The sequence below is a fragment of the Agromyces arachidis genome, from assembly GCF_052805135.1.
The window spans coordinates 22572-46538 of record NZ_JBRBDK010000011.1; the positions used below are offsets into that span (position 1 = coordinate 22572).

The window sequence follows — 23967 nt, forward strand, 5'->3', positions numbered from 1 at the left end:
ACATCCGCCCTGATCGTCGTCCCGGCGATGGCCGGGCACGGCGCCCGCTAGACGGTGCGGAGCACCGCGACGACCTTGCCGAGCACCTCGGACTCGTCGCCGAGGATCGGCTCGAACGCCGAGTTGCGGGGGAGCAGCCAGGTGTGGCCGTCGCGTTGGCGGAACACCTTGACGGTGGCCTCGCCGTCGAGCATCGCGGCGACGATCTCGCCGTTCTCGGCCGTCTTCTGCGATCGCACGACCACCCAGTCGCCGTCGCAGATCGCGGCGTCGATCATGGAGTCGCCGACGACCTTCAGGATGAACAGCTCGCCCTTGCCGACGAGCTGGCGGGGGAGCGGGAAGACCTCTTCGACCTGCTGCTCGGCGGTGATCGGCACGCCCGCGGCGATGCGGCCGACGAGCGGGACCATCATGGCGTCGCCGATGGACACGGACTCGACCACCGACGGCTTGGGCTCGGAGCTGGGCGCGTCGACCAGGACCTCGAGGGCGCGGGGGCGGTTCGGGTCGCGCCGCAGGTACCCGGCCAGCTCGAGCTGGTTCAGCTGGTGCGTCACGCTCGAGAGCGAGGACAGCCCGACGGCGTCGCCGATCTCGCGCATGCTGGGCGGGTAGCCGCGATCGGCGACCGAGGCGCGGATGACATCGAGGATCGCGAGCTGCTTCGCGCTCGGGGTCGTGCGCCGACGCGACCGGCCGCTCGTGCCGCTCGCCCGGTCGGTCTCGATGCTCACGTGCTGCCCTCTCGTCGGGGCCGCCATGGCCCGGATGTCGGTGGTCGGTGTTCGACTGTGGTCGGACATTCGAAACTGTATCCGCCTCGCGTGCACGCGACAAACATCCGTTCGAGTGTGTCGCGGAATTCGGGCCGGAATCTCCCACCTCCGGTCCTTGCAGGTTCGATTGTTCGAAGATATATTCGGAACACAGCTTCGCATCCGGCCCTCCCGGCCGAGGGTCGGATGCGTGGCTGGAACCCAGGGAGGTGCGGAATGAGTGCAGTGGTGATCGGATCAGTCGGCGCGGCGCCGGCCATGCCCGGCTTCGCGGGGCCCTCGGCGCGCACCCGACTCCGATTGACGCCCCGTGGCCGCGTCGTGCTGACGATCCTCGCCGCCATGCCGATCGTCGCGGGCGTGCTCGTCGGAACGCTCTCCTCGGGCGGAGCCGTCGCCGGCATCGACGACGGGCGCGCCACCACCACGTTCGAGACCGTGGTCGTCGGCGCCGGTGACTCGCTGTGGGGCATCGCCGAGTCGATCGCACCGACCGCCGACCCTCGCGACGTCATCCACGAGATCATGCAGCTCAACGGCCTGCGCGACGCCGTGGTGCAGCCGGGCCAAGAGCTCGTGCTCCCCGCGGTCGACTGAGACCGCCCCCTGAGTGAGAATCTCTGCGGGCGAGGTTACGGCGACGACGGCGGCCTTCTCCGAAGCGCCCGCCGCCTGATCTGGGCGCGCCATGCCGAACGGTCCGGTGGTCGACCCGGGGATGGTGCGCGGATGAACGTGCGCGTACGCTCGGGGCCGTGATCATCGCGATCTTTCGTCGCCGCCTGCGCGACGGCGCGACCTTCGACGACTTCATCAGCGCGTGGGAGGCCGACCGGGGCTTCGGCGTCCCGGCTCGGGTGTTCAACGCCGTCTCCGTCGAGGACTCACGCGAGATCCTCTCGGTCGGTTTCGTCGACATCGCCGCCGACGACCTCGAGGCGGACGTCGCGCAGGTCAGCCTCCAGGAGGCGGTGCGGCATTCTCGGATCGACGAGGTGATCGAGAGCACATTGCTGCACGCCTACTACGACCTCCGCACCGAACACGACTTCACTGCGGATCCGCGTACCGTCGAGATCGGTTCGCCCACGAGCATGCTGTCCGCGCTCGCGCCGAAATCATCGGCCAGCGACTGATCACGGTCCCACTCCGCGGGAACCGACAACGCTTTCAGTGGCACCCGGATGCATCGCTGGAGCGACCGGCAGCGAGGCGGCATCCCCATGCTCGGTCGAGGAGGAAAGGTATCCCGCGGATACCTTTCCCCCTCGCCCGGAGGCGCGGCATGCATAGCCGATCGTCCGTGCGTCGCGGGCGGACCGGCTAACGGGCGCTCGCAGACCGTCACAGACGGAGAACTGCGTGAATATCGTTGGAGGCAATGTGATCCGATGGCAGAAGACGCAGGCGACGGCGCCACTCGTCCGGGTTGGAAGATAGAGCTGGGTCAGCCGCCAAAGGAGACGCGAACGGATCCGCGATTGGACGTCGTCAAGCTCGCTGTGCGAGGGGCGCAAGAGCAGCTCCACGCAACAATGACCATGCTCTCGTCGATGGAGGAAGTCATCCGCGACTGCGCCGCTCACGGTATGACTCGAGACGAGATCGCTGGCCAAGCTGCTCTGACTGCGTCCGCCGTCGATCGTGTGCTTTCGGGCGGCGGACTAGTCAATTGGCCCGTCGACTAACCCGCCCGCTCGCATAACTCATCAGTGCGAAGGCTCCGTCACGTTCGGTCCGCTCGCGGGCGTCCGCTGAGGGATCGTTGGCGGACCGGCTATAGGACGGAAGCGGGTTGCGGCGCCCTGGTCGCACGACTCCGATCCGAAGCCGCTTCGTCTGAGCCTCGCCGAGCCCAGTCGGGCATGATGAGCACGTCGAGAAGGGACTGGCTAAGTTGCCATCAGAGACGTATGTTCCAAACGAGCTGCTTTCGCGCCTGGTCGGCGACCGGATGTATTCCGTCGAGTTTGTCCTCAACGACTATGTCCAGTTTCGCTTCGACGGCACGCCAGGTGCGGGAAGTCCCGTCACCCTGAACAGCTACGTGTGGCCGGTTGTCGAGGTGGACGCGCGGTCGTGGCGCGAGTCCGACTTGGGCTACGCCGACGCTCTGCGCCGACTGACACCCGGAGTCGTGCTCTCCACGACAGAAGCAACAGGCACCGGGCTTCGCGTTGTTCTCGACACAGGCTCCCTGCTCATCAAGCCGACCGCGGATGAGGTCTACGTCGAGATCGCGGAGATTATGGGCTTTCACGACGGATCGTGGATGGTCTGGCGCCCCGGCGAGGACACCTTCGAGAACCTCGGATAGACGAGCCGCGCGGCTGGCCTCGCCCCGTGGCGAGGTATTCGCCCGCTGAGGGATCGGCAGCGATCAGTCAGTGTGCCGCGATATGCGCGTTGCGCTTCTTGAATCGGCCTGACTTTCGTTCCTATCGGCTTCTTTGTCCGGCAGGTGCCGGCTGGGCTGATTCGAGGTCAGCGTAGTACGCGTCTTCGAACTCGATCGGGGTGCGCATGTCGAGCTCGCCGCGCAGTCGCTGATGGTTCCACCACCACACATACTCGAGGGTTGCGAGTTCGACCTGCTCGACGGTCCGCCACGGACCGCGCTGACGGATCAGCTCGGTCTTGTAGAGGTTGTTGATCGCCTCGGCCAGGGCATTGTCGTACGAGTCGCCGACCGTGCCGGTGGACGGGACGGCGCCGAGTTCGACGACACGGTCGGTGTAGACCATGGCCATGTAGTTCGACCCGTGGTCCGAGTGGTGCGTCAGCCCGGTCAGGTCGCCGCCAGCGTCCCACGCGGCCATATCCAACGCCTGCAACGGCAGGATCTCCGCCTTCAGCGTCGCCGCGACGTTCCACCCCACGATCCGACGCGAGTACACATCGGTGACGAACGCGACGTACGCGAACCCCGACCACGTCGCGACGTACGTCACGTCGCACACCCACAGCCGCCGCGGGGCGTCCGCGGTGAAGCGCCGGTTGACGAGGTCGCTCGGCAGTGACAGCGCCTTGTCGGTCTTCGTGGTGAACACGTGTTTGGACTTCTTCACCCAACGCACCCCGGCCAGGCGCATCAACCGCTCGGTCTGATCCCGGCCGATGTCCCAGCCCCGCCGCCGCATCAGCGCGTGCATCTTCCGCCGCCCGTACACGCCGTAGTTCTCCGCATGCAGCCGCACGATCTCCGGCACCAGCAGGTCGTCCCGCAACTGCCGGGCCGACGGCGCCCGGCCGACGGCGGCGCGATACCCGCGCGAGGTGAGGAACCCCGTGACTGCCGGCCTGAGGACCCGGCAGATGAGCTCGACCCCGAAACGATCCCGGTACTCGTCGATGAACCGGACCATTTCGGTCAGGGCGGTCGAGCTCCTTGGCGAAAAACACGCTCGCAGCCTTGAGGATCTCGTTCGCCTTCCGCAGCTCGGCGTTCTCCTTCTGCAACCGCTTGATCTCCGCCGCCGCATCCGTGGTCACACCGGGCTTCACGCCGGCGTCGATCTCGTACCGACGCTGCCAGAGCCGCAGCGTCTCCGGGCTCATCCCGAGCAGCCCGGCCACGTGCCGGACCGCGCTCATCATGTTCGGGTGCTCCGGCCGCGACTCAGCGAGCATCCGCAGAGCCCGCTCACGCATCTCCGGCGAGTACTTCCTGTTCATCGTGTTCCATCCTTGCTTGAAGAACGGAACGAAAGTCAGGCCGATTCACGGCGAATCGCAGATGCGCCTTTCCCTTGCAAGCCAAGCGCCCTTGGCGACACATACAAGGAAGCGCCCACTGCTCCAGGTAGCTTGAGATAAGGAGACATCAGTCCACTTATCTGCCGATTCAGGATAGGGTCAGCCCACCGCACGTGAGAGGGGACATGGGGTGGATCATTCATTCGCGCGGCGTCAGCGCTCGAGGCGTCACTGGGCTAACAGCGGTCGGTGCAACCGCCGCGCTACTGAGCTTGGCGGTGGCTCCCGTTGCCGCCGCGGAACCTACACCCGACCCGGAGGACGGTGGCCAACGTCTGTCACCCGCTGAGGTGGAGGCGATCCTGGACCAAACCGTGAACGACCCGCTTGTGGATGCTACCGCGTCCCTTGAGAAAGTAGGCATCGGCGGTGTGGGGGATCAGTTTCCGTCCGTCTTCGCGGGATTCGAAGTAGTGAACCATGGCAAGCAGCTCAACGTGCTCTATAACGCCAGCGGCGACGAGCAGGCTCTCAGGAGCTTCCTGACTCGAGTTGAGGCGGTTGCCTCGTCCACTGCGGTCCCCAAGGTCTCTCCGATCCCCGTCGACTTCGATCCTCAGCAGAGGGCCGAACTGGCTCGCAAGATCTCCGCCGACAGTGAAGGGTGGGCGGAACGGATCGGCGTCTCATCAGTCTCGAGCGTGATGTTTGACACTGTTTCCGGCGAAGTCTCGATCGTGACTGCGGACGAGTCTGCTGCCGCTAGGTCCAGCGTCGTGGAGATCGAGGGGGTTCCGGTATCCGTAGTCAGCGACGCGACAGCAGAGGCGGCTCCCCAGAATCGTGCGGTCGAACCGCGCCGTGGACTGGAGGAACGAGGCTGAAGTACTCCGGTTCGCCCAACCCGACTGACTGCACTGCGGGCTTCAACTGGAGAAAGTGGGGCACGACCGAAGCCATGGGGTCGATTGCCGAGCATTGCTTCACCGGAACCGGGGTATCCCAGTGGTACAACAGCAGTTCGTTTGTCGGACAGCGCTACTACTACAACGTCGAGAAAGACACGATGCTCCTTAGGAGTTCGCCACAAGGACAGTTTGAGGCGAGAGTCTGGGTCGGGGATGCCGTGACAAGTGACAGCCGCGCGGTTCACGCAGGACAGGCGAGTGAGCCCGTGGGGGGTGCGATCGCGCTGAGCGCTGCACGCTCGGGGCTGCACGCCGGCACCATCCTTAGCACCGTGGGCTACTACCAGGGGACCGGCCCCTTTCGGCATACGACTGTCAGCGCGTGCTTGGGAGGCGACTCGGGCGGACCGTGGCTTACAACTCGAAACGATGGGAAGGCGATCGGGCATGGTCAGCACTTCGGATACTTCACCGTGATCGGCCTGAAGCGATGCTCCTACATGCCGGTCACCCCGATCAGCTCCGCGCTCAGCGCTTCGATCATGACGCAATGATGGCTTCGACATCATCTTGGGTTGATTGGCGGCTTGCACCGGTCGCTGCCGGGGTGTTCATGCTACTGTCCGGCTGCAGCGCGCCAGATCATCCGGACCCGACACAAACCCCGGACCAGTCTGAAGTGTTCGTCGGCGCTTGGGGTTCCTCGCTAAGTGATGGCGTCGGCATCCAATTCTACGAGGACGGAAGATTCGAAGCACACGACGTCTGCTTGCTCTCTGGAGAATGGTCCGAAGTCGACGGCCGCATCGAGCTGGTTGTCTCCGCCGGGACCGGCATGGCGTGCGCTGATGTGCCGAACCTGGGTCAGATGCGGGAAGCCGAGGTGCGTTCCGGAAAACTGACGCTCCTGGACAACGATGGAAGAGCGCTCGTGCAGCTCGACCGACTCGACGACTAAGGACGTCCCATCGCATACTGACAGAAGCTACGACAAGGGGCCGCTCGCGGAGCCGCGAGTGGCCCCTTGTGCCGGTAGAGGCTATCAACCGCCGGTGTACCCTGCTCCGAGCTGCTCTCCGTTGAGCGGCCGAAACATCGCACCATGATGCGGGCGTGTGTGGTACCAAATCAAGCCGCCATCTGGGCCCAGTTGCGGTTGACATCGCCACCTTACGAACTCACGACAGCTGTCCTCAGCCTTCTCGCTGAGGGATCGTCCACGAGCAGAGTGAGCAACGGGCTTGAACCTGCAACTCGCCTCTCCCGCGGCGCCGTCGATCCTCGCCCGTGCTTCTCCGACGGAAGGAAGCGCTCGACCGTTTCGATCCGGATCCGAGGCGCGCGAGCGGATGAATTCGTATCCGCAAAATCACCTTTAGGTGGTATAAAGTAAATATCTCTCGACCTCTGTCGACGTTAGGAGCTGCATCATGGCCCATTACGTCGATCTGCTCTGGAATCCCGATGACGCGTCGCACCTCGGGCGGAGGGACCGTGCTCCGGGCCGGTACGAGGCCTTCGTCCCCGACGAACTCGGCGAGGACCTCCCTCCGATCGGCCGGGAGGCGCACCAGGCCGCGGAGGATTCGCTGGCCGTGCTCGCTCGCGCCGATGAGCGTATCGGCGAGCGCGGGGGATACCTGAACCACCTGCTGATCCGTTCCGAGAGCATCTCCTCATCGTGGATCGAGGGCAATCGCATCAGCCCGAAGAAGCTCGCCATCGCCGAGCTCCTCGACCAGCGCACAGCCGGCGGGGTCAACGCCCGCGTGGCACTCGACGTCGTCGCGAACGTGCGCGCCACCGAGGAGGCGATCGCCGAGCTGGGCGACCGCGAGCGCGCCCCCGAGGTCACGACCGCCGATATCGAGCGCCTGCAGCACCTCATCGAGCCCCGCCTCGAACCGGGGCTGCGCACCGAGCAGAACTGGGTCGGCGGGCCGGGCTGGAGCCCGCTCCGGGCGGACTTCGTCCCGCCCCCCGAGACCGAGGTGCGGCGCCTCGTCGACGACCTCGCGCGCTTCGTCACGGCGACCTCGGGCAATCCCGTCGTGCGCGCGGCGATCGCGCATGCGCAGTTCGAGACCATCCACCCCTTCATCGACGGCAACGGCCGCACGGGCCGGGCGCTGATCCACACCGTGCTCCGCCGCGCCGACGCACTCCGCAACACCCTCATCCCCATCAGCACGGTGTTCGCCGGCGACAAGGATCGCTACATCGCGGGACTCACCGCATTCCGCCGGATCCCGTCGCGGCTGGACGAGTGGATCATCGGCTTCGCCGAAGCCGCCGAGCTGGCAGCGGGCAACGCCGTCAGGTTCGCCGCGGACCTCGCCGCGCTCGACGACGAGGTGCGCGAGGACCTGGTCCGATTCCGCGCGTCGCAGGGCATCACGCCGGCGACGCCGCGGAGCGATGCCGTGGTGCTGAAGATCCTCGACGGGCTGGCCACCGAGCCGGTCCTGACCATCGAGAGGGTCGCCGCGCATCACGCCGTGTCGGCGGCAGCCGCACATCGCGCGCTCACCCAGCTCGCCGATGCCGGCATCCTCGGTCGCACGAAGGACCAGAAGGGGAAGCTGATCTGCTGGACGGCCGATCGGCACCTCGCCCTGGTGAGCCTGACCGAACGCAGCAACCGCGTCGGAGCAGGGGACACCGGACACGGCCGACCTCGGCTGGGTCCTCCGGCGCCCGCCGTCCGGCAGGTCGGCGCGCTGCGCCGCAGGGGCTGACCGCCCGGCTCCATGTCCCGTCGATACCATTGGTCGGTGACGAGTCTCGACGACCTTCCCCTCCGCGACGACCTCCGCGGCAAGACCCCGTACGGTGCGCCGCAGAAGTCCGTGCCCGTCGCCCTCAACGTCAACGAGAACACGCATCCGATCCCCGAGGACGTCGCCCACGACATCGTCGCCCGGGTGGCGGCCGCGATCATCGGCCTCAATCGCTACCCCGACCGCGAGTTCACGCAGCTCCGCACCGCGCTGGCGACCTACCTCGGCCACGGGCTGCGCCCCGAGCAGCTCTGGGCCGCGAACGGCTCCAACGAGGTGCTGCAGCACATCCTCCAGGCGTTCGGCGGGCCCGGGCGCACCGCGCTGGGCTTCGCGCCGACCTACTCGATGTACGGCCTGCTCTCCTCGGGCACCGGAACCGGGTGGGTCACCGCCGAGCGCGACGCCGACTTCGAGCTGTCGCCCGAGTCGGCCGTCGCCGCGGTCGAGCGCCATGACCCCGACATCGTGCTGCTCTGCTCGCCCAACAACCCGACGGGCACGCCGCTCTCGATCGAGACGATCGCGGCGGTCGCCGACGCGGCGCGCGGCGTCGTCGTCGTCGACGAGGCGTACCAGGAGTTCGCCGACCCGGGCACGCCGAGCGCGCTGACCCTGCTCGAGGGCCGCCCCCGGCTGCTCGTGTCGCGCACCATGAGCAAGGCGTTCGCGTTCGCCGGCGCCCGCGTCGGCTACCTGGCCGCGGACCCCGCGGTCGTCGACGCGCTCCGGCTCGTCCGGCTGCCGTACCACCTCTCCGCGCTCACGCAGGCGGCCGCGCTCGGCGCGCTCGCGCACTCCGGCGAGATGCTCGCGATGGTCGACGAGATCCGCGGGCAGCGCGACCGCATCAGCCGCGAGCTGGAGGCGATGGGCTACCGCCCCTACCGCAGCGGCGCGAACTTCGTGCTCTTCGGCGGCGTCGACGACCCCCACGGGGTGTTCGAGGCGCTCCTCGAGCGCGGCATCCTGATCCGCGAGATCGGACTGCCCGGATGCCTCCGCGTGACCGCCGGAACGGAGGCCGAGACGACCGCGTTCCTCGAGGCGATGGCGGCCTTCGCGCCAGCGGCATCCGCCGCCGGTCGACCCCCGACCCGACCTTCCCACGAGCCCGCTGAATAGGATGACCGCATGAGCACCGACCGCCCCGCGCGCACCGCGCGCGTGCAGCGCGAGACCAGCGAGTCGAGCATCGACCTCTCGATCGACCTCGACGGCACCGGCACGAGCGACATCGAGACGAGCGTGCCCTTCTACGACCACCTGCTCACGGCGTTCGCGAAGCACTCGCTGACCGACCTCACCGTGCGCGCGAAGGGCGACATCGAGATCGACGTGCACCACACGGTGGAGGATGTGGGCATCGCGCTGGGCCGCGCCATCCGCGAGGCGCTCGGCGACAAGCGCGGGATCTCGCGGTACGGCGACGCGCTCGTGCCGCTGGACGAGGCGCTCGCCCAGGCCGTCGTCGACATCTCCGGGCGGCCCTACCTCGTGCACGCCGGCGAGCCCGCCGGGTTCGAGTTCCACCTGATCGGCGGCCACTTCACCGGGTCGATGGTCCGCCACGTGTTCGAGGCGATCACCTTCAACGCGGGGCTCACCGTGCACGTGAACGTGCTCGGCGGCCGCGACCCGCACCACATCGCGGAGGCCGAGTTCAAGGCGTTCGCGCGCGCGTTCCGCCAGGCGAAGGCGTTCGACCCGCTGGTCACCGGCATCCCGTCGACGAAGGGCGCCCTGTGACCCGCACCCGCCGCGTGGCGCTGCTCGACTACGGCTCGGGCAACGTCCACTCCGCGGCGAAGGCGCTCGAGCGCGCCGGTGCCGAGGTCGAGCTGACCGCGGACCGGAGCGCCGTCATGGAGGCGGACGGCCTGGTGGTGCCGGGCGTCGGCGCCTTCAAGGCCGTGATGGACCAGCTGCGCGCCGTCCGCGGCGACGAACTCATCGACCGGCGCCTGGCGGGCGGACGGCCCGTCCTGGGCATCTGCGTGGGCATGCAGGTGATGTTCGAGCACGGCGTCGAGCGCGGGGTCGACACCGAAGGGCTCGGCGAATGGCCCGGCGTGGTGCGCGAGCTCCCGGCCGACGTGCTGCCGCACATGGGCTGGAACACCGTGCGACCCGACACGGGCTCGGTGCTCTTCGACGGCATCGAGGACGAGCGGTTCTACTTCGTGCACTCCTACGCGGCCCAGGAGTGGCACCTCGACGTCATCCCGCCCTTCCCGCAGCCGAAGCTGACCTGGGCGGAGCACGGCGGACGGTTCCTCGCCGCGGTCGAGAACGGCCCGCTGTCGGCCACGCAGTTCCATCCCGAGAAGTCGTCGGATGCCGGCATCCGGCTGCTCTCGAACTGGATCGCCTCACTCGGATGAGGCGAACGACCGCGGTTCGTCACGATGGACGCGCAGCGGACTAGGATGCTGTGACTGTGCCGAAGTCGCGATTCCCGCGGCATCCGATTCGAGGACAGTGATGAGTGAGTTCAGCAAGAGCCCCCGCCTGGTGCTGCTTCCGGCAGTCGACGTGGCGGGCGGCAAGGCGGTCCGCCTGACCCAGGGCGAGGCGGGTACCGAGACCAGCTACGGCGACCCGGTGGACGCCGCGGCGGACTGGGCCGACCAGGGCGCCGAGTGGATCCACCTCGTCGACCTCGACGCGGCGTTCGGCCGCGGATCGAACGCCGGGGTCCTGAAGAAGGTCATCAAGCAGGTGCGCGGCGTGAACGTCGAGCTCTCCGGCGGCATCCGCGACGACCGTTCGCTCGAGCACGCGCTCGCCATCGGCGCGAAGCGCATCAACCTCGGCACGGCCGCGCTCGAGAACCCCGAGTGGGCCGCGTCCGTCATCGCGCAGTACGGCGAGGCCATCGCCATCGGGCTCGACGTGCGCGGCCACACGCTCGCCGCGCGCGGCTGGACCAAGGACGGCGGCGACCTCTGGCACGTCATGGACCGCCTCGAGGAGGCCGGCGCCGCACGATACGTGGTGACGGATGTCACGAAGGACGGCACGCTGCAGGGCCCGAACATCGAGCTCCTCCGCCAGATCATGGAGCGCACCCGCCGACCCGTCATCGCGTCGGGCGGCGTCTCGAGCCTCGACGACATCGCGGCGCTGCGCCAGCTCGTGCCGCAGGGCCTCGAGGGCGCCATCATCGGCAAGGCCCTCTACGCGGGTGCGTTCACGCTCCCCGAGGCGCTGGATGTCGCATCCCACTGATCCGGCCGCGGACTCCGCCGGTCGCCCCTGGGCGGGCCGGTCGTTCCAGTCCAACCCGCATGCGGGCGACGACGGGCGGATGCCGCCGGCGCTCGGCGCCGCGCTCGAACGGTTCCGATCCGGCGACGGAGGGCAGGCCGACGTCGTCGCGGCGTTCGCCGGAGCGCGACTGCTGATCCCGCTGCTCGCGGAGCTGGGCGACGGCGGCACCGAGGTCGGCGCGCACGGGCACGCCGTCGACAAGAGCCAGGAGCTCTCGATCGTCACCGTCGAAGGCCCCGACGGCCGGAGGGTGCTGCCCGTGTTCGGCTCGGTCGGGGCGATGTCCCGCTGGAACCCCGGCGCCCGACCCGTGCCCGCGGACGGCGTGCGGGTGGCGCTCGCCGCAGCGGATGACGGCACCGAACTCGTGGTGCTCGACCCTGCGAGCCCGACCGAGTTCGTGCTGCGACGTCCCGCCGTCTGGGCGGTGGCCCAGCAGCATGGGTGGCAGCCGCCGTTCGAATCGGGGTCGGTGCGCGACGCGTTCGAACGGTCGATCGCGGGCGAGCTCGCCGTCGTCGGCGTCGACCTCGAGCCCGGCGATCCCGACGCGCGGCTCCTCGGCCCCGAGCTCGTGGTGCGGTTGCGCCTCATCGCCGGGCTCACGCGCTCCGAGCTCGACGCGGTCACGACCCGGCTCGCACGCCGCTGGGCGGAGGACGACGCGATCGCCACCGGAGTCGACTCGCTCACCGTGCGGCTCGTCGCCGACGCGGCGGAGCCGCCCGCGGGGGACCTCCTGTCGTAGGCTGACGGCATGACCGACGCCTCCGGGGGGAAGCCGCGTCCGCCGCACCACGACGACACGTCCGAGGACGACGACCTCGCGCCGCCTCCGGAGCGCCCCAGCCTGTCCGACGACCGGCGACCGCCCGTGCTCAAGATCGTGCCGCCGCCGCGTTCGGTCCGCACGTCCCGCGTGCTGTGGCTGCTGAGCTTCACCGCGGCCGCCGCCGCGATGCTCATCGCGTTCCTGTCGCACGAGTCGATCGTCCTCGAACTCGAGGAGACGCTGCTGCGGGTCGCACCGGGCTACGACGAATCGTCGATCTCGGCGCTCGTCGACCTCATCTACTGGACCTGCATCGCGAGCCTGGGCGTCGTCGTCACGGTGGAGGCGATCCTGCTGGCGATGGTGCTGAATCGCCGCGGCGGGGCGCGCTGGGCGCAGCTGCCGCTCCTACTGGTGCACGTCGGCGTGGCGATCGTCGGCAGTGCCTTCCTGACGGTCGCGCAGTTCGGCCTCCTCGTCGAGGCCCTGCTCCTGGGCGGCCTCGCCCTCGCGGTCGTCGCCTGGCTCGCGACCCTCCTCCCTCGCGCCAACCACTGGTTCCGGACTCGGGGCGAGGTGCAGCCGGCGACGCTCCACTGACGCCGGTCCGGCGGCGATCACGAGCGCCTCGCAGGTCCGCGTGACCACGTCGCAGGCCTCGGCCGCCGCGCGGTCGAGCAGCGGGCTGCCCGCGAGCGCCCGCCAGCGCGCCAGCGCCGCTGCGGCAGCGCGGTGCAGGTCCTCCGACGGGGCGTCCGGCGGCATCCCCAGCCGCTCGGCGAGCCCGGTGCCGGCCGCGCCGATGAGTCGTTCGGCCTCGGCGGAATCCGCAGCCGCGAGGCCCAGCCCGGTGGTGCGCGCGGCCGAGAGCATCGCCAGCTCGCGGAGCTCGTGCGCGTTCGCCTCGAGTCGCTCGATCGAGCGCTCGATGAACGCCGCCGCCGGAGGACGCTCGGCGAGCAGGCTCCGCAGCGCCGCGAGGGCCGAGCTCGCCTTCAGCACGTCGGCCCGCGAACGGAACTGGCCTCCCACGAGGTGGATCAGGTCCTCCATCCCGGAGCGGCGGTAGAGCTCATCGGCGAGGGAGGTCGCATCGTGGTGCCCGGCGCGGATCGAGACCGCGGCCATCCGGATCCCGAACATCCCGAACCGACGGAGCAGGTTGCGCCGCTCCTCCGCCGAGACGTCGACCGGGGCGTCCTCGCGGACGAAGCGATCGACGGACATCAGCATCCGCTCGCGGTCGGTGCGCCGGAGCCGAGCGAGCCGTCGGAGCGCATCGAACTCGTGCTCCCGGAGCGTCCTCGCGGACTGCGCGAGCAGGCCCGCGACCGGCACCACGTCGAGGGCGAGCGAGCGCAGCGAACCGTCGGACCGGTACCGCTCGGCGATCGATCGGGCCGAGAGCAGCGCGTCGATGCGACCCGCGCCGATCTCGTCGGCCCTCGAGAGCACCGCGATCGCGTTCACCGTGCGCGACCGGCCCACCACGGTGTCGCGGAACGCCGAGAGGAACCCGACGTCGGCGGAATGCATGTGCCGGGTCAGGTAGACGATGGCGTCCGCCTCGGACGGATCGGCCTCCGGGGTGAGGAAGGCGGCGGATCGGGCCGAGATGTCGGAGGAGAGCGACGCGATGCCGGGCGTGTCGATGAGGGTCACGTCCTCGAGCCGGCTGGACGGCCACTCGACCACGACGCGCTCGATCTCGTCGGGTTCCGTGGGGTCGAGGTCGATGAGGAGGCGACCCTCCTCGCGACGGATCGGCAGCGAGCGGACTCCGCCGTCCCGGAGCCGGACGGTGATGGCCGGCGCCGTGCCGTGCCGGTACCAGACGATCACGTTGGTGCACTCGCCGGCGTCGGTGGGGGCGATCTCCTCGCCGATGACCGCGTTCAGCAGGGTCGACTTGCCCGCCTTCACCATGCCCGCGATCGCCACGCGGAGGGGCTCGCGCAGGCGGGCCTGCTGGTCCCGGATGCGCGCGACGGCCGCCGCGTCGCCACGGAGGTGATCCGCGGCGAGCTCGAGCAGTTCGTTCGCCTGCTCGACCAGGCCCTCGCTCACGCCCGACTGCTCTCCGCGGCGGCAGGTGCGGCCGACGAGGTGGCGTGCCGGGCGTGATCGCCCGCCACCGCGGCGCCGTCGATCGCCTTCGCGCGGCTCGACAGCGTGTCGACCCGGGTGAGGTCGGCGCGCAGCTGCTGGATGCGATGGTCGCGATCGCTCGCGTAGGTGTTCGCCGCCTTCTGCGCGGCCAGCACGGAGTCGGCGAGGGAACGATGGTGCTCCTCCGCGATCGCCGTGAAGTGATCGCGCGTGACGCGCTGGACCAGGCGCAGGCGGTCGCGCAGCTGCTTGCCGACCTGGAAGATGATCTCGTCGACCTGGCGCCGGATGAGGTTCTTGGCCTCGGCACGGCGGCGCTGCAGGCGGTTCTCCACGTCCTCCTTGTAGGCCTTGCGGCCGATGACGGCGCCGGCGGCCAGCGAGAGCGGGTTGATGAGCGACATCCCGACGATGCTCGTGATGATGCCGACCATGAGGACGCCGCCGTACGAGCCTCGGAGGCCGATGTAGAACTTCTGCATCGCGCCGAGCCGTCCGGGATCCAGTTCGGAGATGCCGTCGACGGCATCGAGCACTTCGTGCGTGTCATCGACGTGGATCTGGGGGAGTGCGACCTCCTCCTCGTCGAAGTGCCGCGCCACCTTCGCGGAGAGCCACTGCGCGCGCTCCTGGGTCCAGACGAACGTGTCGGTGACCGCGGACGACACGCGCTGCTCGAACCAGTCCACGAGCTCGTCCCAGACCGGACCGGGGTCGCCTTCGTCGATCGCCTCCTCGGCCTCGCGCTGGATGGTGCGCAGCCGGTCCCGCAGGTCGTGCTCCATGTCGGCGATCAGGTCGGTGGCGCCGTCGTTGAGGGTGATCTGCCAGCGGGCGGAGTTGCGTCGCAGTTCGTCGGCGCGGGCCTTGGTCGACTCGAGCCGGGCGACCATCTCGGGCGTCTTCTCGGGCTTGAGCAGCGCGCTGAGCTCGGAGTCGATCGACAGGCGCAGGTGCTCGGTCGTGGACAGCAGGTCGGAGGCCGCCGAGCGGCGCTGGATCAGCTCCGCCTTCCCCACCACGTCCTTTCGGAGGTGGGAGACCAGCGTCGCGAAGCCGGACTCGGCATTCAGTTCCGCGTCGGACTCCTTCAGCGCCATCAGTCGAAGGTTCGACGAGACGGGGAAGAGGGGGATCTCCGGGTCGATCGACCGGAGGTGGGCGCGATCGAGTTCCGCCACCTGACGCCACTCCGGGTACAGGTCCACCTTCGTCAGCACGCAGGCGACGTTCGGCGAGATCCGCATTGCGTGGCGGAGGAACTGGATCTCCGGCTCGGTGAACTCCTGCGATGCGTCGGAGACGAAGAGCATCGCATGCGCCGATGGCAGCGTCGCGAGCGTCGTGATCGCGTGCGCCGAGTTCAGCCCGCCGACGCCGGGGGAGTCGATGAGGGTCAGCCCGCTCTTCAGGAGCTTCCGGGGGAGCACGACCTCGGCCGAGGCGACCTCCGTCGTCGTGCCGCGGCCGCCGCGCTCCGAGACGTACCTCGGCAGGTCGGCGATCGGGACCTCGGTGCGCTGCGAGCGCCCGTCGGCCTCGACCGTGCCCCCGATCGCACTCGTCGACAGCACCGACGCGGAGGCGCGCTCGCCGTACCGGACGGTGGTCGGCACCGCGGTGGCGACGTCGTCGTCGACGGGGCAGACGGGAGCGTTGACGAGGGCGTTGATGAGCTGGCTCTTGCCCTGCTTGAACTCGCCCACGACCATCACGCGGATGTTCGGGTCGTTCAGTCGACCGCGCGTCTGCTCGAGCCGACGGCGGAGGTCGGGCCGGTCGCCGCTGCCGGCCAGGGCGATGCCGCGGTCGACGAGTTCGATGAGTTGCTGCACCGTTGCGCTCCCCGTTCGAGGTCCTTCGATTCAACCAGACGAGCAGCGGATTCGGCCCGGCGCACGTCGTGTGCGCCGGGCCGAGCCGCTGCGTGGACTACAGCGCGAGGTCGACCTCGTTGTCGGCGATCTGGTCGCCCGGGCCGTTCTCGACGTTGTTGTCGTTGGTCTGGAACGAGTCCTCGACCTGGAACGAGTCCTCGATCTCGACCTCGACCTCGACCTCGGTCTCGGTGAGGTCGCCGGGGCCCGATTCGAGGTTGTTGCCGTTGAACGAGTCCTCGACCTCGACCGAGTTGTCGGTGTTGTCCTGGAACGAGTCGTTGACCTGGAACGAGTCCTCGATCTCGACGTCGGTGTTGACCGAGTTGTCCGTGTTGTCCTGGAAGGAGTCGTTGACCTGGAACGAATCCTCGATGTCGGTGTCGACCGAGTTGTCCGTGTTGTCCTGGAAGGAGTCCTCGATCGTGAACGAGTCCTCGATCTCGACCGAGTTGTCGACCGAGTTGTCGATCGAGTTGTCGGTGTTGAAGGAGTCCTCGATGTCGACCTCGAGTTCGAACTCGTCGTTGTACGAGTCCTCGTTGTAGGAGTCCTCGACCGAGTTGTCGGTGTTGAACGAGTCCATCGCGATGTTCGTCGTGGAGTTGTCGGTGTTGAACGAGTCCTCGATCTCGAGCTCGTTCTCCTCGTTGAACGAGTCCTCGATGCTCATCGACTCGTCGACGTTGTAGGCCGAGACGGCCGCGCCGGTGCTTGCGGCGACCGCTCCGTCGCCGGAGGCCGTCGTCGTGTTGTTCTCGACCTCGTTCGAGACGCCGACGATGCTGTCGTTCGCCCAGATGGTCGTGTTCACGGACGCGTCGTTGATGACATCGCGGTCGTCGATGTACGAGTAGGTGTTGACGACGCTCATGATCTTGTGGACGGCCATCTCGTAGTCGCCGTCGTGGCCGCCGCCGCCGTAGTGGCTGCCGCCGTTGTGGTGGCTGCTGGCGGCGCTGCTGCCGCCTCCGCCGCCCCAGCCGCCTCCGCCGCCCGAGCCGCCGCCCCAGCCGCCTCCGCCGCCCGAGCCGCCGCCCCAGCCGCCTCCGCCGATGCTGTTGCCGCCCGTGTCGTACTCGCGGTTGGCGACCGGCGAGAAGTCCAGCGCGACCGGCATGACCGCGTCCACGTCCGCAGCGCAGATGCCGTTCAGGCCGGCGTTCGTGAGGGCGCCGTCCGGGTCGCCCCGGAACTCTGCTGCCGCCTCAGGGTCCCTCAGCAGGCCCATCAGGAAGTCCAGCAGCGCCGTCGTGATGTTCGACATGTTCGATCTCCTCCATGCGTCGAGGTGACGATGACCGACATGCGCCGGTCCCCCGAGAGCAAGCCTGCTCTCCGCGCCCTCGCCGGTCATCGGGGAGCTTCCCCCGGCTTCCTGCCTGCGGGAGGGGGTGTTGGGGGTTTCGCCCCGGGGCCGTTAGGGGATCCGGTACGGGTCCGACCGCGGTCCGGTGGGGAGCAGGCGGTGCGGCGGCCGGCCCCCCGGGGCTCAGGGCGCTCCGCGGCCGATCCGGCGGGTCAGTCGCCGAGCGCCGAGCGCAGCTTGGCGATGAGATCCGAGCGGGTGCCGGCGCCGAGGCGACGGCGGATGCGCGCGATGTGATGCTCGGCGGTCCTGGGCGAGATGAAGATGGCCTCGCCGATCTCGACGTAGGTCTTCCCCTCGAGCACCAGGCGCGCGACCTCCCGCTCGCGCGCGCTGAGCGCGGAACCGTCGTTGGACGAGGCCGAACCGGACGGTGCGGCCGGCCCGTCCGCCGTCCTGCTCGCGGCGGCGGCGTCGGCCTCGTCGGGATGGAGGCTCCGAGCCAGTGCGAGCAGTCGCAGGGAATCCTGGTGCTCGGCGGCGCGCGCCGCCGCGTGTCCGGCGAGCCTCGCGGCATCCCAGGGGTACCCGGCCGCCTCGAGGTCGCGTGCGGCGCGTTCGACCGCTTCGAGGTCGACGTCGCCCGCGAGTGCGGCAGCCCAGGTCCGGGCCGCCCCGGCCAGGCGCGGAGCCGACCGGTCCCCGGTCCCGGCGCCCAGCGCCTCCGCGTGCCGTACGAGAGCGGCCGGATCGTTCCGGAGGAGTGCCGCCTCGACCTCGGCCCAGTGCAGCGCGGTCGACAGCGGTCCCTCGGAACCGAATCGATCGAGCAACTCCCATGCCGCGGCGAGCTGCGCCTCGACGAGCTGCATCTCGCCGAGGCGGGCGGCAGCCGGCGCGAGCTCCGCCAGCACGGGCAGCGTCGTCAGGTCCGGTCGGATGCCGGCGAGCGCGGGTCGAGCCGCCCGCCAGGCCCGCACGAGCTCGGAGATCTCGCCCCGGTGTCGGGCGAGGCCGACGCGCAACGCGCCGGCGAGCAGCTCGTCGCGCAGGCCGAGCGGATGCGTTGCGGCGTGCGCCGCCGCGGCGGCGAGGTGCTCGCGAGCATGCAGCGGCCGATCGGCGCGCAGGGCCACGAGTCCGCGCGTGAGCTGCAGACGGGCGACGAAGGCCGGGCCGCCCTGCGCGGCGTCGATCGCCGACGCCAGCACGTCATCGGCGATGGCGAGTTCGCCGGCCGCGAGCGCGGCGTGGGAGGCGAGCACCGCTGGGATCTCCGGCAGCGGCGCCGCCGCACCGGCCTCCGGCAGGATGCCCGAGGCGTTCAGCAGGCTGCCGAGAGCCCGGTCGTGCTCGCCGCCGGCGAGTCGCAGGACGCCGTCGGCCATGAGGTCCAGCGCCACGTCCGTCGAGGTCGGGAACCCGACGCGCTCTCGGGAGGCGTCGAGCGCGACCGCACGGTCGATCTCTCCCGTGGCGGCGAGGCTCACGACCGCCAGCGGCCCGAGGGCGCATCGCTCCATCGAGAGCCGCTCGTACGCCTCCGCGCTGCGTCGCAGCATGCCCTGCCGCGCCCAGACCGCGGCGGCGACCTCCACGGCGCGGCACAGGTCGGGCGAGTCGGCCCGGCCGAGCAGCCGGTCCACCAGGCGCTCGGCGCCGCGGACGTCGCCGGACGCCCACGCGGCGTGCGCACGCCGAGCGTCGAGGGAGGTCCGGTCGGCGCCCGCCGCGACGGCGGCGGCGTAGCGTCGTGCGGCACCCTCGGGATCGGACGAGAGGCGCTCGTCGGCAGCGTGTTCGAGCGCCGCGGCGACCCGCGGGTCGTTGTAGCCCTCGTCGGCCAGCGACAGGGCGGCGGTCTCCAGCGGCATGCCCGCCGCTTCCATCGCATCGACGAGTTCGCGCCGCAGCGACCACGCCTCGTCCGGAAGTGCGGTCCTGAGGACCGCCGTGCGCACGAGCGGGCTGAGCTCGCCGTCGGCACCGACGAGACCGGAGGCCCTGGCCGTCTGCATGAGCGTGAGGGTGTCGGCGCCGGCGAAGCGCGCGGCGGTCGCGAGGGCCGGTCCCGACGACGAGAAGCCGACGGCGAGCGCGAGCACGAACTCCCGGGTGACCCGGTCGAGGGCGTCGAGCTCGTCCGCGACGTGCGCCAGCACCGTGCCGGGCAGTTCCGAGTCGACGTCGAGATCCCATCCGTCATCGCGGGCGGCATCGAGCGCGAGGTCGACGAACCGGGGGTTGCCCCGCGTCAGCCGGGAGAGGTGCTCGAGGGTCCGGCGGTCGGACGGTGCGCCCAGGAGCGTCGTCCAGCGGTCGCCGACCTCGGCGACCGACAGCGGATTCAACGTCACGATCGGATGGCGGCGTCCGGCGGGGTCGAAGGCGCTCACGACGGGTGAGGTCGGAACCGGCCGGAAGGCGATCACGACGTGCGGCACGTCGTCCCCCGGTCCGTCGAGCAGCGCGAGGTCGTCCGGTCCCAGTTGCTCCGCATCGTCGAGGAGCAGCACGACCGGTGCGTCGACGACCGCGCTCGGTGCAGCGTCGGGGCCGCGCAGCACCCGGGCGCCGCCGGTGCGCAGTTCCGCCGCCATCCGCTCCAGCAGCGTGGACTTCCCCGATCCGCCCGGCCCGGTCACGCCCGCGATGACGCGGTCCGTATTGCGGAGGATGAGCCGGACGATCTGCTCTCCGCCGGACCAGCCCGCGATCGCGGGCGCATGCAGCGCATCGTTGCGTGGGGAGGCGTTCATGGCGCGGGCACGGGCTCCGCGGGGTCGGTGGCCGGGTCGGACGTCGGCTCCGGCGCGACCGTCGGCTCCGGCGCGACCGTGGGCTCCGGGGCGGGATCGGGTGCGGGGTCCGGCGCGGGTTCGGGTGCGGGCTCAGGCGTCGGCTCCGGTGCCGGCTCGCTGACGGGCTCGGGGTCGGGTGCGGGGTCCGGTGCGGGGTCCGGTGCGGGGTCCGGAGTGGGGTCAGGAGCGGGATCGGGGGCCGGTGCGGGATCTGCGGTGGGCGTGGGCGACGGAGAGGTGGTCGGTGTGAGCGTGGTGTCGGCCGGGTCTCCTCCTGCGGCCGACGTGTCGCCTGCCGCGGAGGTTCCCGACCCCGTCGACGACGATCCGGACGAGCTCGCCGAGGCGCTCCTGGTCGTCGGCGTCGTCTTGCCGGGCTTCAGCGGGCCCGTCGGTTCGTCGACCTCGGCTTCGTCGACTCGGGTCAGGGGATCGTCGGCGAGCGGCTCCCGCTCCGTAGCGTCGGGGGCTCCGGTGACGTACCGGCCGGCGGCCGTGGCATCCGCCCCTTGCAGTTCTGCGGCACCGCCGGTCGCCCCATCCGCCTGGCCGCCCGCTCCGAGCGGGGTGATGGGCACCACGGCGGCCAGGAGCGCGGCCGCGACGCCGGCCAGGAGTGTCGTGCGCACGCCCATCGAGAGATGGGGCGTCGACGTCGCGCCGCGCATCCACGCGGGCACCGCGGTGCGACCACCGCGCTCGTTCGCGGGGCTCGCCAGGCGCTCCTCGGTCGAGGCCGAGTCGACGGCCGGGGGAGCGAGGGCGATCGGAGCGACGACGGGGTCGAGTCGCCGCCCTGCCGCGAGCGCCACCCCGTGGCTGATGGAGGCCTTGGGATCCGCGTCGATCGCCACCGGCAGGCCGAGCTCCGTCGAGATCACCTGGGTGACGGCGGGGATCCGGGACGAGCCGCCGACGAGCAGGATTGTGGACACGGCGTCGACATCGAGACCCGCGGCATCGATGGCCTCACGGAACGTGTCGACCGTGCGCCTGAGGTCGGCGTCGATCATCCGCTCGAACTCGCCTCGCACCAGCCGCACTCGGGCATGGCCGGTCGGCAGGGCGACGGCGACGGCCGTCTCCGCGTCGAAGGAGAGGGCCTCCTTCGCCTCGGTGCACTCGCGGCGCACGGCGGCGAGGGCGACGGTCGCCTCGTCGGTGCCCTCGTCGAGCCCGTCGAAGGCCCGCTCGGCGGCGCTGCGGACGTGGTCGAACACGAGTTGGTCGAAGTCCGAGCCGCCCAGGCGGTCGATGCCGCGGGGCGCGCCGAGCAGCGCCAGGCGTTCGTCCGCGTCGCGGCGCAGCAGCGCCACATCGAACGTCCCGCCGCCCAGGTCGTAGACGCCCAGCACGCCGTCGTCGTCGAGCTCGTGGTCGGCGAGGTACTTCAGCCCCGCTGCCTCGGGCTCGCTCACGAGGTCGACCTCGTCGAGTCCGACGCCCGCGAGGGCGTCCCGGATCGACCCGATCCGATGCTCGCCCCACGCGGCCGGATACGACAGCGCCACGGCGGACGGCGGCGCCCCCTCCTCGGCCTCGGCTCGAGCGACGACCCACTGGGCGACCAGCGAGAACAGTTCCTCGGGCGCGGCGGCGACGTCGCCGACGATCAACGGGGTCTCATCGCCGATGCGGCGCTTGAACTCGCGGACCACGCGGTCGGGCGCGTCGATCGCACGCCGCTCGGCCGGCTCGCCGACGACGACGGCCCCGTCGTCGCCGAGGAAGACCACGGTCGGCACGGCCGACCGGCGCGTGCCGAGTTCCAGCGGCCTCAGCCGAAGGTCGCCGTCGGCTCCGCGCCGCCCCACTGCGGCGGCCGTGAAGGTCGTGCCGATGTCGATTCCGAGCGCGTACGAGTTCACGGACTCAACCCCCCTGCGCGGCACCGGCGTGCGCCGTTCGAGTCCATGCCGCGACCCGTGCAGTATTGCGTGGTCCGCGGACGGCCACAACCCGCCCGCGCATCCCCGTTTCGGGGTACAAACAGCGCATCGGACCCCACGATCCTCGCGGATCCGGGCGCTGGACCGGGGGACAAACGGCCGGAACGAGCGAACCCCCAGAACGGGGGAGGGGCGGTCCGCGCGGAGGTGGGGGAACGTGGGTTCCATGGGTCGAGCGCCGAGGGGGGTGGCGTTCCCGGTCGCCGGCGTCATCGCGCTCGCCGCGGCCGCGAGCGCGAGCGGCTGCGGCCTCTCCACCTTCTTCCCGGTGGTGGACGAGTCGACGCCGACGGGCGAGAAGGTGGACGCCGCACTCGAGCCGTTCTACGGCCAGGTGCTCCGGTGGGAGCAGTGCGGCGACTTCGAATGCGCGACGGCCGTGGCCCCGCTCGACTGGGACGCCCCGGGCGGCGCCGAGATCGAGTTGGCGCTGATCCGGCAGCCGGCGCAGGGGGACCGGATCGGCTCCATGCTCGTCAATCCCGGCGGGCCAGGCGTGTCCGGCTACGACGCCGTGGCCGTCTCGCTCGACGTCGTCGCGACGGAGTCCGTGCAGGATCGCTACGACATCGTCGGCTTCGACCCGCGCGGCGTGGGCCGCTCCACCGCCGTCGACTGCCTGCCGCCCGCCGACCTGGACCGGTTCCTCTACGCGCCGGCCCGCGGCATCCGCGGGAGCACGACCTGGCTCACCTCGCAGAACGAGCTCACCCACCGGTTCGGCCAGGCGTGCCTCCGCGACACCGGCGACCTGCTCGCCCACGTCGACACCGCGAGCGTCGCCCGCGACCTCGACATGCTGCGCGCCGCTCTCGGCGAGGACGAGCTCGCCTACCTCGGCTACTCGTACGGCGCCTACCTCGGCACCGTGTTCGCCGGGCTGTTCCCCGATCGGGTCGGCCGGCTCGTGCTCGACGGTCCCATCGATCCGTCGCTCGACCGGGCGGCGATCACCCTGGCCCAGGCGAAGGGATTCGAGGCCGCGCTCCGCTCGTACCTGACGGCCTGCATCGCCGCCGCCACCTGCCCGTTCGAGGGCAGCGCGGACGACGCGCTGCCGGTGGTCCGCCAGATCCTCGACGGCGTCGGACGGAACCCCATCCCGTCGACCGACGGGCGGGTCCTCGGCGTCGACAACCTCCTGCTCGCGATCGCGGCACCGCTGTACCGTGAGGACACCTGGCCCGTGCTCGACGCCGTGTTCGCGACCGTCGCCGCGGGACAGGCCGAGTCGGCGCTCGCCGTCGTCGACGGGTACTACGGCCGGACGGCGGAGGGCGAGTACTCGGGCAACCTCCCCGAGGCCATCCGAGCCGTCAACTGCCTCGATCACACCACGCAGAACAACGTCGAGGTCATGAAGGAGGAGGCGCGGTCGCTGAGCGAGGCCGCGCCCCACCTCGGCGTCTACTTCTCGTACGGCGACATCGCATGCCTCTCGTGGCCGTACCGCTCCGAGCTGGAGCGCGTGGCGATCACCGCACCGGGCGCGGCACCGATCCTCGTCCTCGGGACCACGGGCGATCCGTCCACGCCGCACGCCTGGGCGGTCGCGGTCGCATCGCAGCTCGAGAGCGGCGTGCTGGTCACCCGCACGGGCGAGGGCCACACCGCCTTCAACAAGGGCGACGCGTGCGTGGACGACGTCGTGGAGCAGTACCTCCTCGACGGGGTGGTGCCGTCGGCCGACGTGACCTGTCCGGCGCCGTAGCCC

At 70.4% G+C, this 23967-nt stretch carries 18 protein-coding genes and 1 pseudogene; 12 read left to right on the top strand and 7 right to left on the bottom strand.

Annotated features, from left to right (window positions below; genetic code table 11):
* Positions 1-47 precede the first annotated feature (47 nt).
* Positions 48-764: a transcriptional repressor LexA gene (gene lexA / locus ACUY4T_RS13265; protein WP_446019462.1), complete on the bottom strand. Its 717-nt coding sequence runs from the start codon at positions 762-764 to the stop codon at positions 48-50.
* Between the two features lie 243 nt (positions 765-1007).
* On the opposite strand from lexA, the gene ACUY4T_RS13270 reads away from it, so the two are divergent.
* From ACUY4T_RS13270 to ACUY4T_RS13280, 3 genes are all read left to right on the top strand, one after another.
* Entirely contained in the window at positions 1008-1376 is a 369-nt protein-coding gene (locus tag ACUY4T_RS13270; RefSeq protein WP_446019438.1) for a LysM peptidoglycan-binding domain-containing protein, read from the top strand.
* Between the two features lie 158 nt (positions 1377-1534).
* The gene (locus ACUY4T_RS13275) at positions 1535-1915 is read left to right on the top strand and encodes a hypothetical protein (protein ID WP_446019439.1); all 381 of its coding nucleotides are present in this window, start codon (positions 1535-1537) and stop codon (positions 1913-1915) included.
* A gap of 818 nt (positions 1916-2733) precedes the next feature.
* Entirely contained in the window at positions 2734-3096 is a 363-nt protein-coding gene (locus tag ACUY4T_RS13280; protein WP_446019440.1) for a hypothetical protein, read from the top strand.
* A 121-nt stretch (positions 3097-3217) separates the two neighbouring features.
* Here ACUY4T_RS13280 and ACUY4T_RS13285 read toward each other — a convergent pair.
* A pseudogene (locus ACUY4T_RS13285) lies at positions 3218-4454 on the bottom strand (IS3 family transposase).
* 206 nt (positions 4455-4660) lie between these two features.
* Here ACUY4T_RS13285 and ACUY4T_RS13290 point away from each other — a divergent pair.
* The 8 genes from ACUY4T_RS13290 (at position 4661) to ACUY4T_RS13325 (ending at position 12184) form a co-directional block, all read left to right on the top strand.
* Positions 4661-5359 (top strand): hypothetical protein, encoded by a 699-nt coding sequence (locus tag ACUY4T_RS13290; protein WP_446019441.1) that lies wholly within the window; start codon positions 4661-4663, stop codon positions 5357-5359.
* Positions 5360-5933: 574 nt separating this feature from the next.
* Positions 5934-6341 (top strand): META domain-containing protein, encoded by a 408-nt coding sequence (locus tag ACUY4T_RS13295; protein WP_446019442.1) that lies wholly within the window; start codon positions 5934-5936, stop codon positions 6339-6341.
* 472 nt (positions 6342-6813) lie between these two features.
* A complete protein-coding gene (locus ACUY4T_RS13300; protein ID WP_446019443.1) occupies positions 6814-8121 on the top strand; it encodes a Fic family protein in 1308 nt (435 codons plus the stop codon).
* 36 nt (positions 8122-8157) lie between these two features.
* Positions 8158-9288: a histidinol-phosphate transaminase gene (locus tag ACUY4T_RS13305; protein WP_446019444.1), complete on the top strand. Its 1131-nt coding sequence runs from the start codon at positions 8158-8160 to the stop codon at positions 9286-9288.
* 9 nt (positions 9289-9297) lie between these two features.
* Complete coding sequence (hisB, locus tag ACUY4T_RS13310) at positions 9298-9912, top strand: imidazoleglycerol-phosphate dehydratase HisB (protein WP_446019445.1); 615 nt, start codon at positions 9298-9300, stop codon at positions 9910-9912.
* Positions 9909-10547: an imidazole glycerol phosphate synthase subunit HisH gene (hisH, locus tag ACUY4T_RS13315; RefSeq protein WP_446019446.1), complete on the top strand. Its 639-nt coding sequence runs from the start codon at positions 9909-9911 to the stop codon at positions 10545-10547. Before hisB ends, hisH begins: the two co-directional genes overlap by 4 nt.
* Positions 10548-10647: 100 nt before the next feature.
* Entirely contained in the window at positions 10648-11394 is a 747-nt protein-coding gene (gene priA / locus ACUY4T_RS13320) for a bifunctional 1-(5-phosphoribosyl)-5-((5-phosphoribosylamino)methylideneamino)imidazole-4-carboxamide isomerase/phosphoribosylanthranilate isomerase PriA (protein ID WP_446019447.1), read from the top strand.
* A complete protein-coding gene (locus ACUY4T_RS13325) occupies positions 11378-12184 on the top strand; it encodes an SseB family protein (RefSeq protein WP_446019448.1) in 807 nt (268 codons plus the stop codon). Before priA ends, ACUY4T_RS13325 begins: the two co-directional genes overlap by 17 nt.
* Before the next feature lie 432 nt (positions 12185-12616).
* On the opposite strand, the gene ACUY4T_RS13330 is transcribed toward ACUY4T_RS13325, so the two are convergent.
* From ACUY4T_RS13330 to ACUY4T_RS13350, 5 genes are all read right to left on the bottom strand, one after another.
* Positions 12617-14275 carry a dynamin family protein gene (locus ACUY4T_RS13330; protein WP_446019449.1) on the bottom strand — a complete coding sequence of 553 codons (1659 nt, stop codon included), beginning with the start codon at positions 14273-14275 and terminating at the stop codon, positions 12617-12619.
* On the bottom strand, positions 14272-16152 hold the full coding sequence (locus ACUY4T_RS13335; RefSeq protein ID WP_446019450.1) for a dynamin family protein: 1881 nt from the start codon (positions 16150-16152) through the stop codon (positions 14272-14274). The genes ACUY4T_RS13330 and ACUY4T_RS13335 overlap by 4 nt, the downstream gene beginning before the upstream one ends.
* 97 nt (positions 16153-16249) lie before the next feature.
* Entirely contained in the window at positions 16250-17461 is a 1212-nt protein-coding gene (locus ACUY4T_RS13340; protein ID WP_446019451.1) for an IniB N-terminal domain-containing protein, read from the bottom strand.
* 254 nt (positions 17462-17715) lie between these two features.
* Complete coding sequence (locus tag ACUY4T_RS13345; RefSeq protein WP_446019452.1) at positions 17716-20262, bottom strand: LuxR C-terminal-related transcriptional regulator; 2547 nt, start codon at positions 20260-20262, stop codon at positions 17716-17718.
* A complete protein-coding gene (locus tag ACUY4T_RS13350; protein ID WP_446019453.1) occupies positions 20259-22172 on the bottom strand; it encodes an Hsp70 family protein in 1914 nt (637 codons plus the stop codon). The genes ACUY4T_RS13345 and ACUY4T_RS13350 overlap by 4 nt, the downstream gene beginning before the upstream one ends.
* A gap of 268 nt (positions 22173-22440) precedes the next feature.
* On the opposite strand from ACUY4T_RS13350, the gene ACUY4T_RS13355 reads away from it, so the two are divergent.
* Complete coding sequence (locus ACUY4T_RS13355; RefSeq protein WP_446019454.1) at positions 22441-23964, top strand: alpha/beta hydrolase; 1524 nt, start codon at positions 22441-22443, stop codon at positions 23962-23964.
* The last annotated feature ends 3 nt before the right edge of the window (positions 23965-23967 follow it).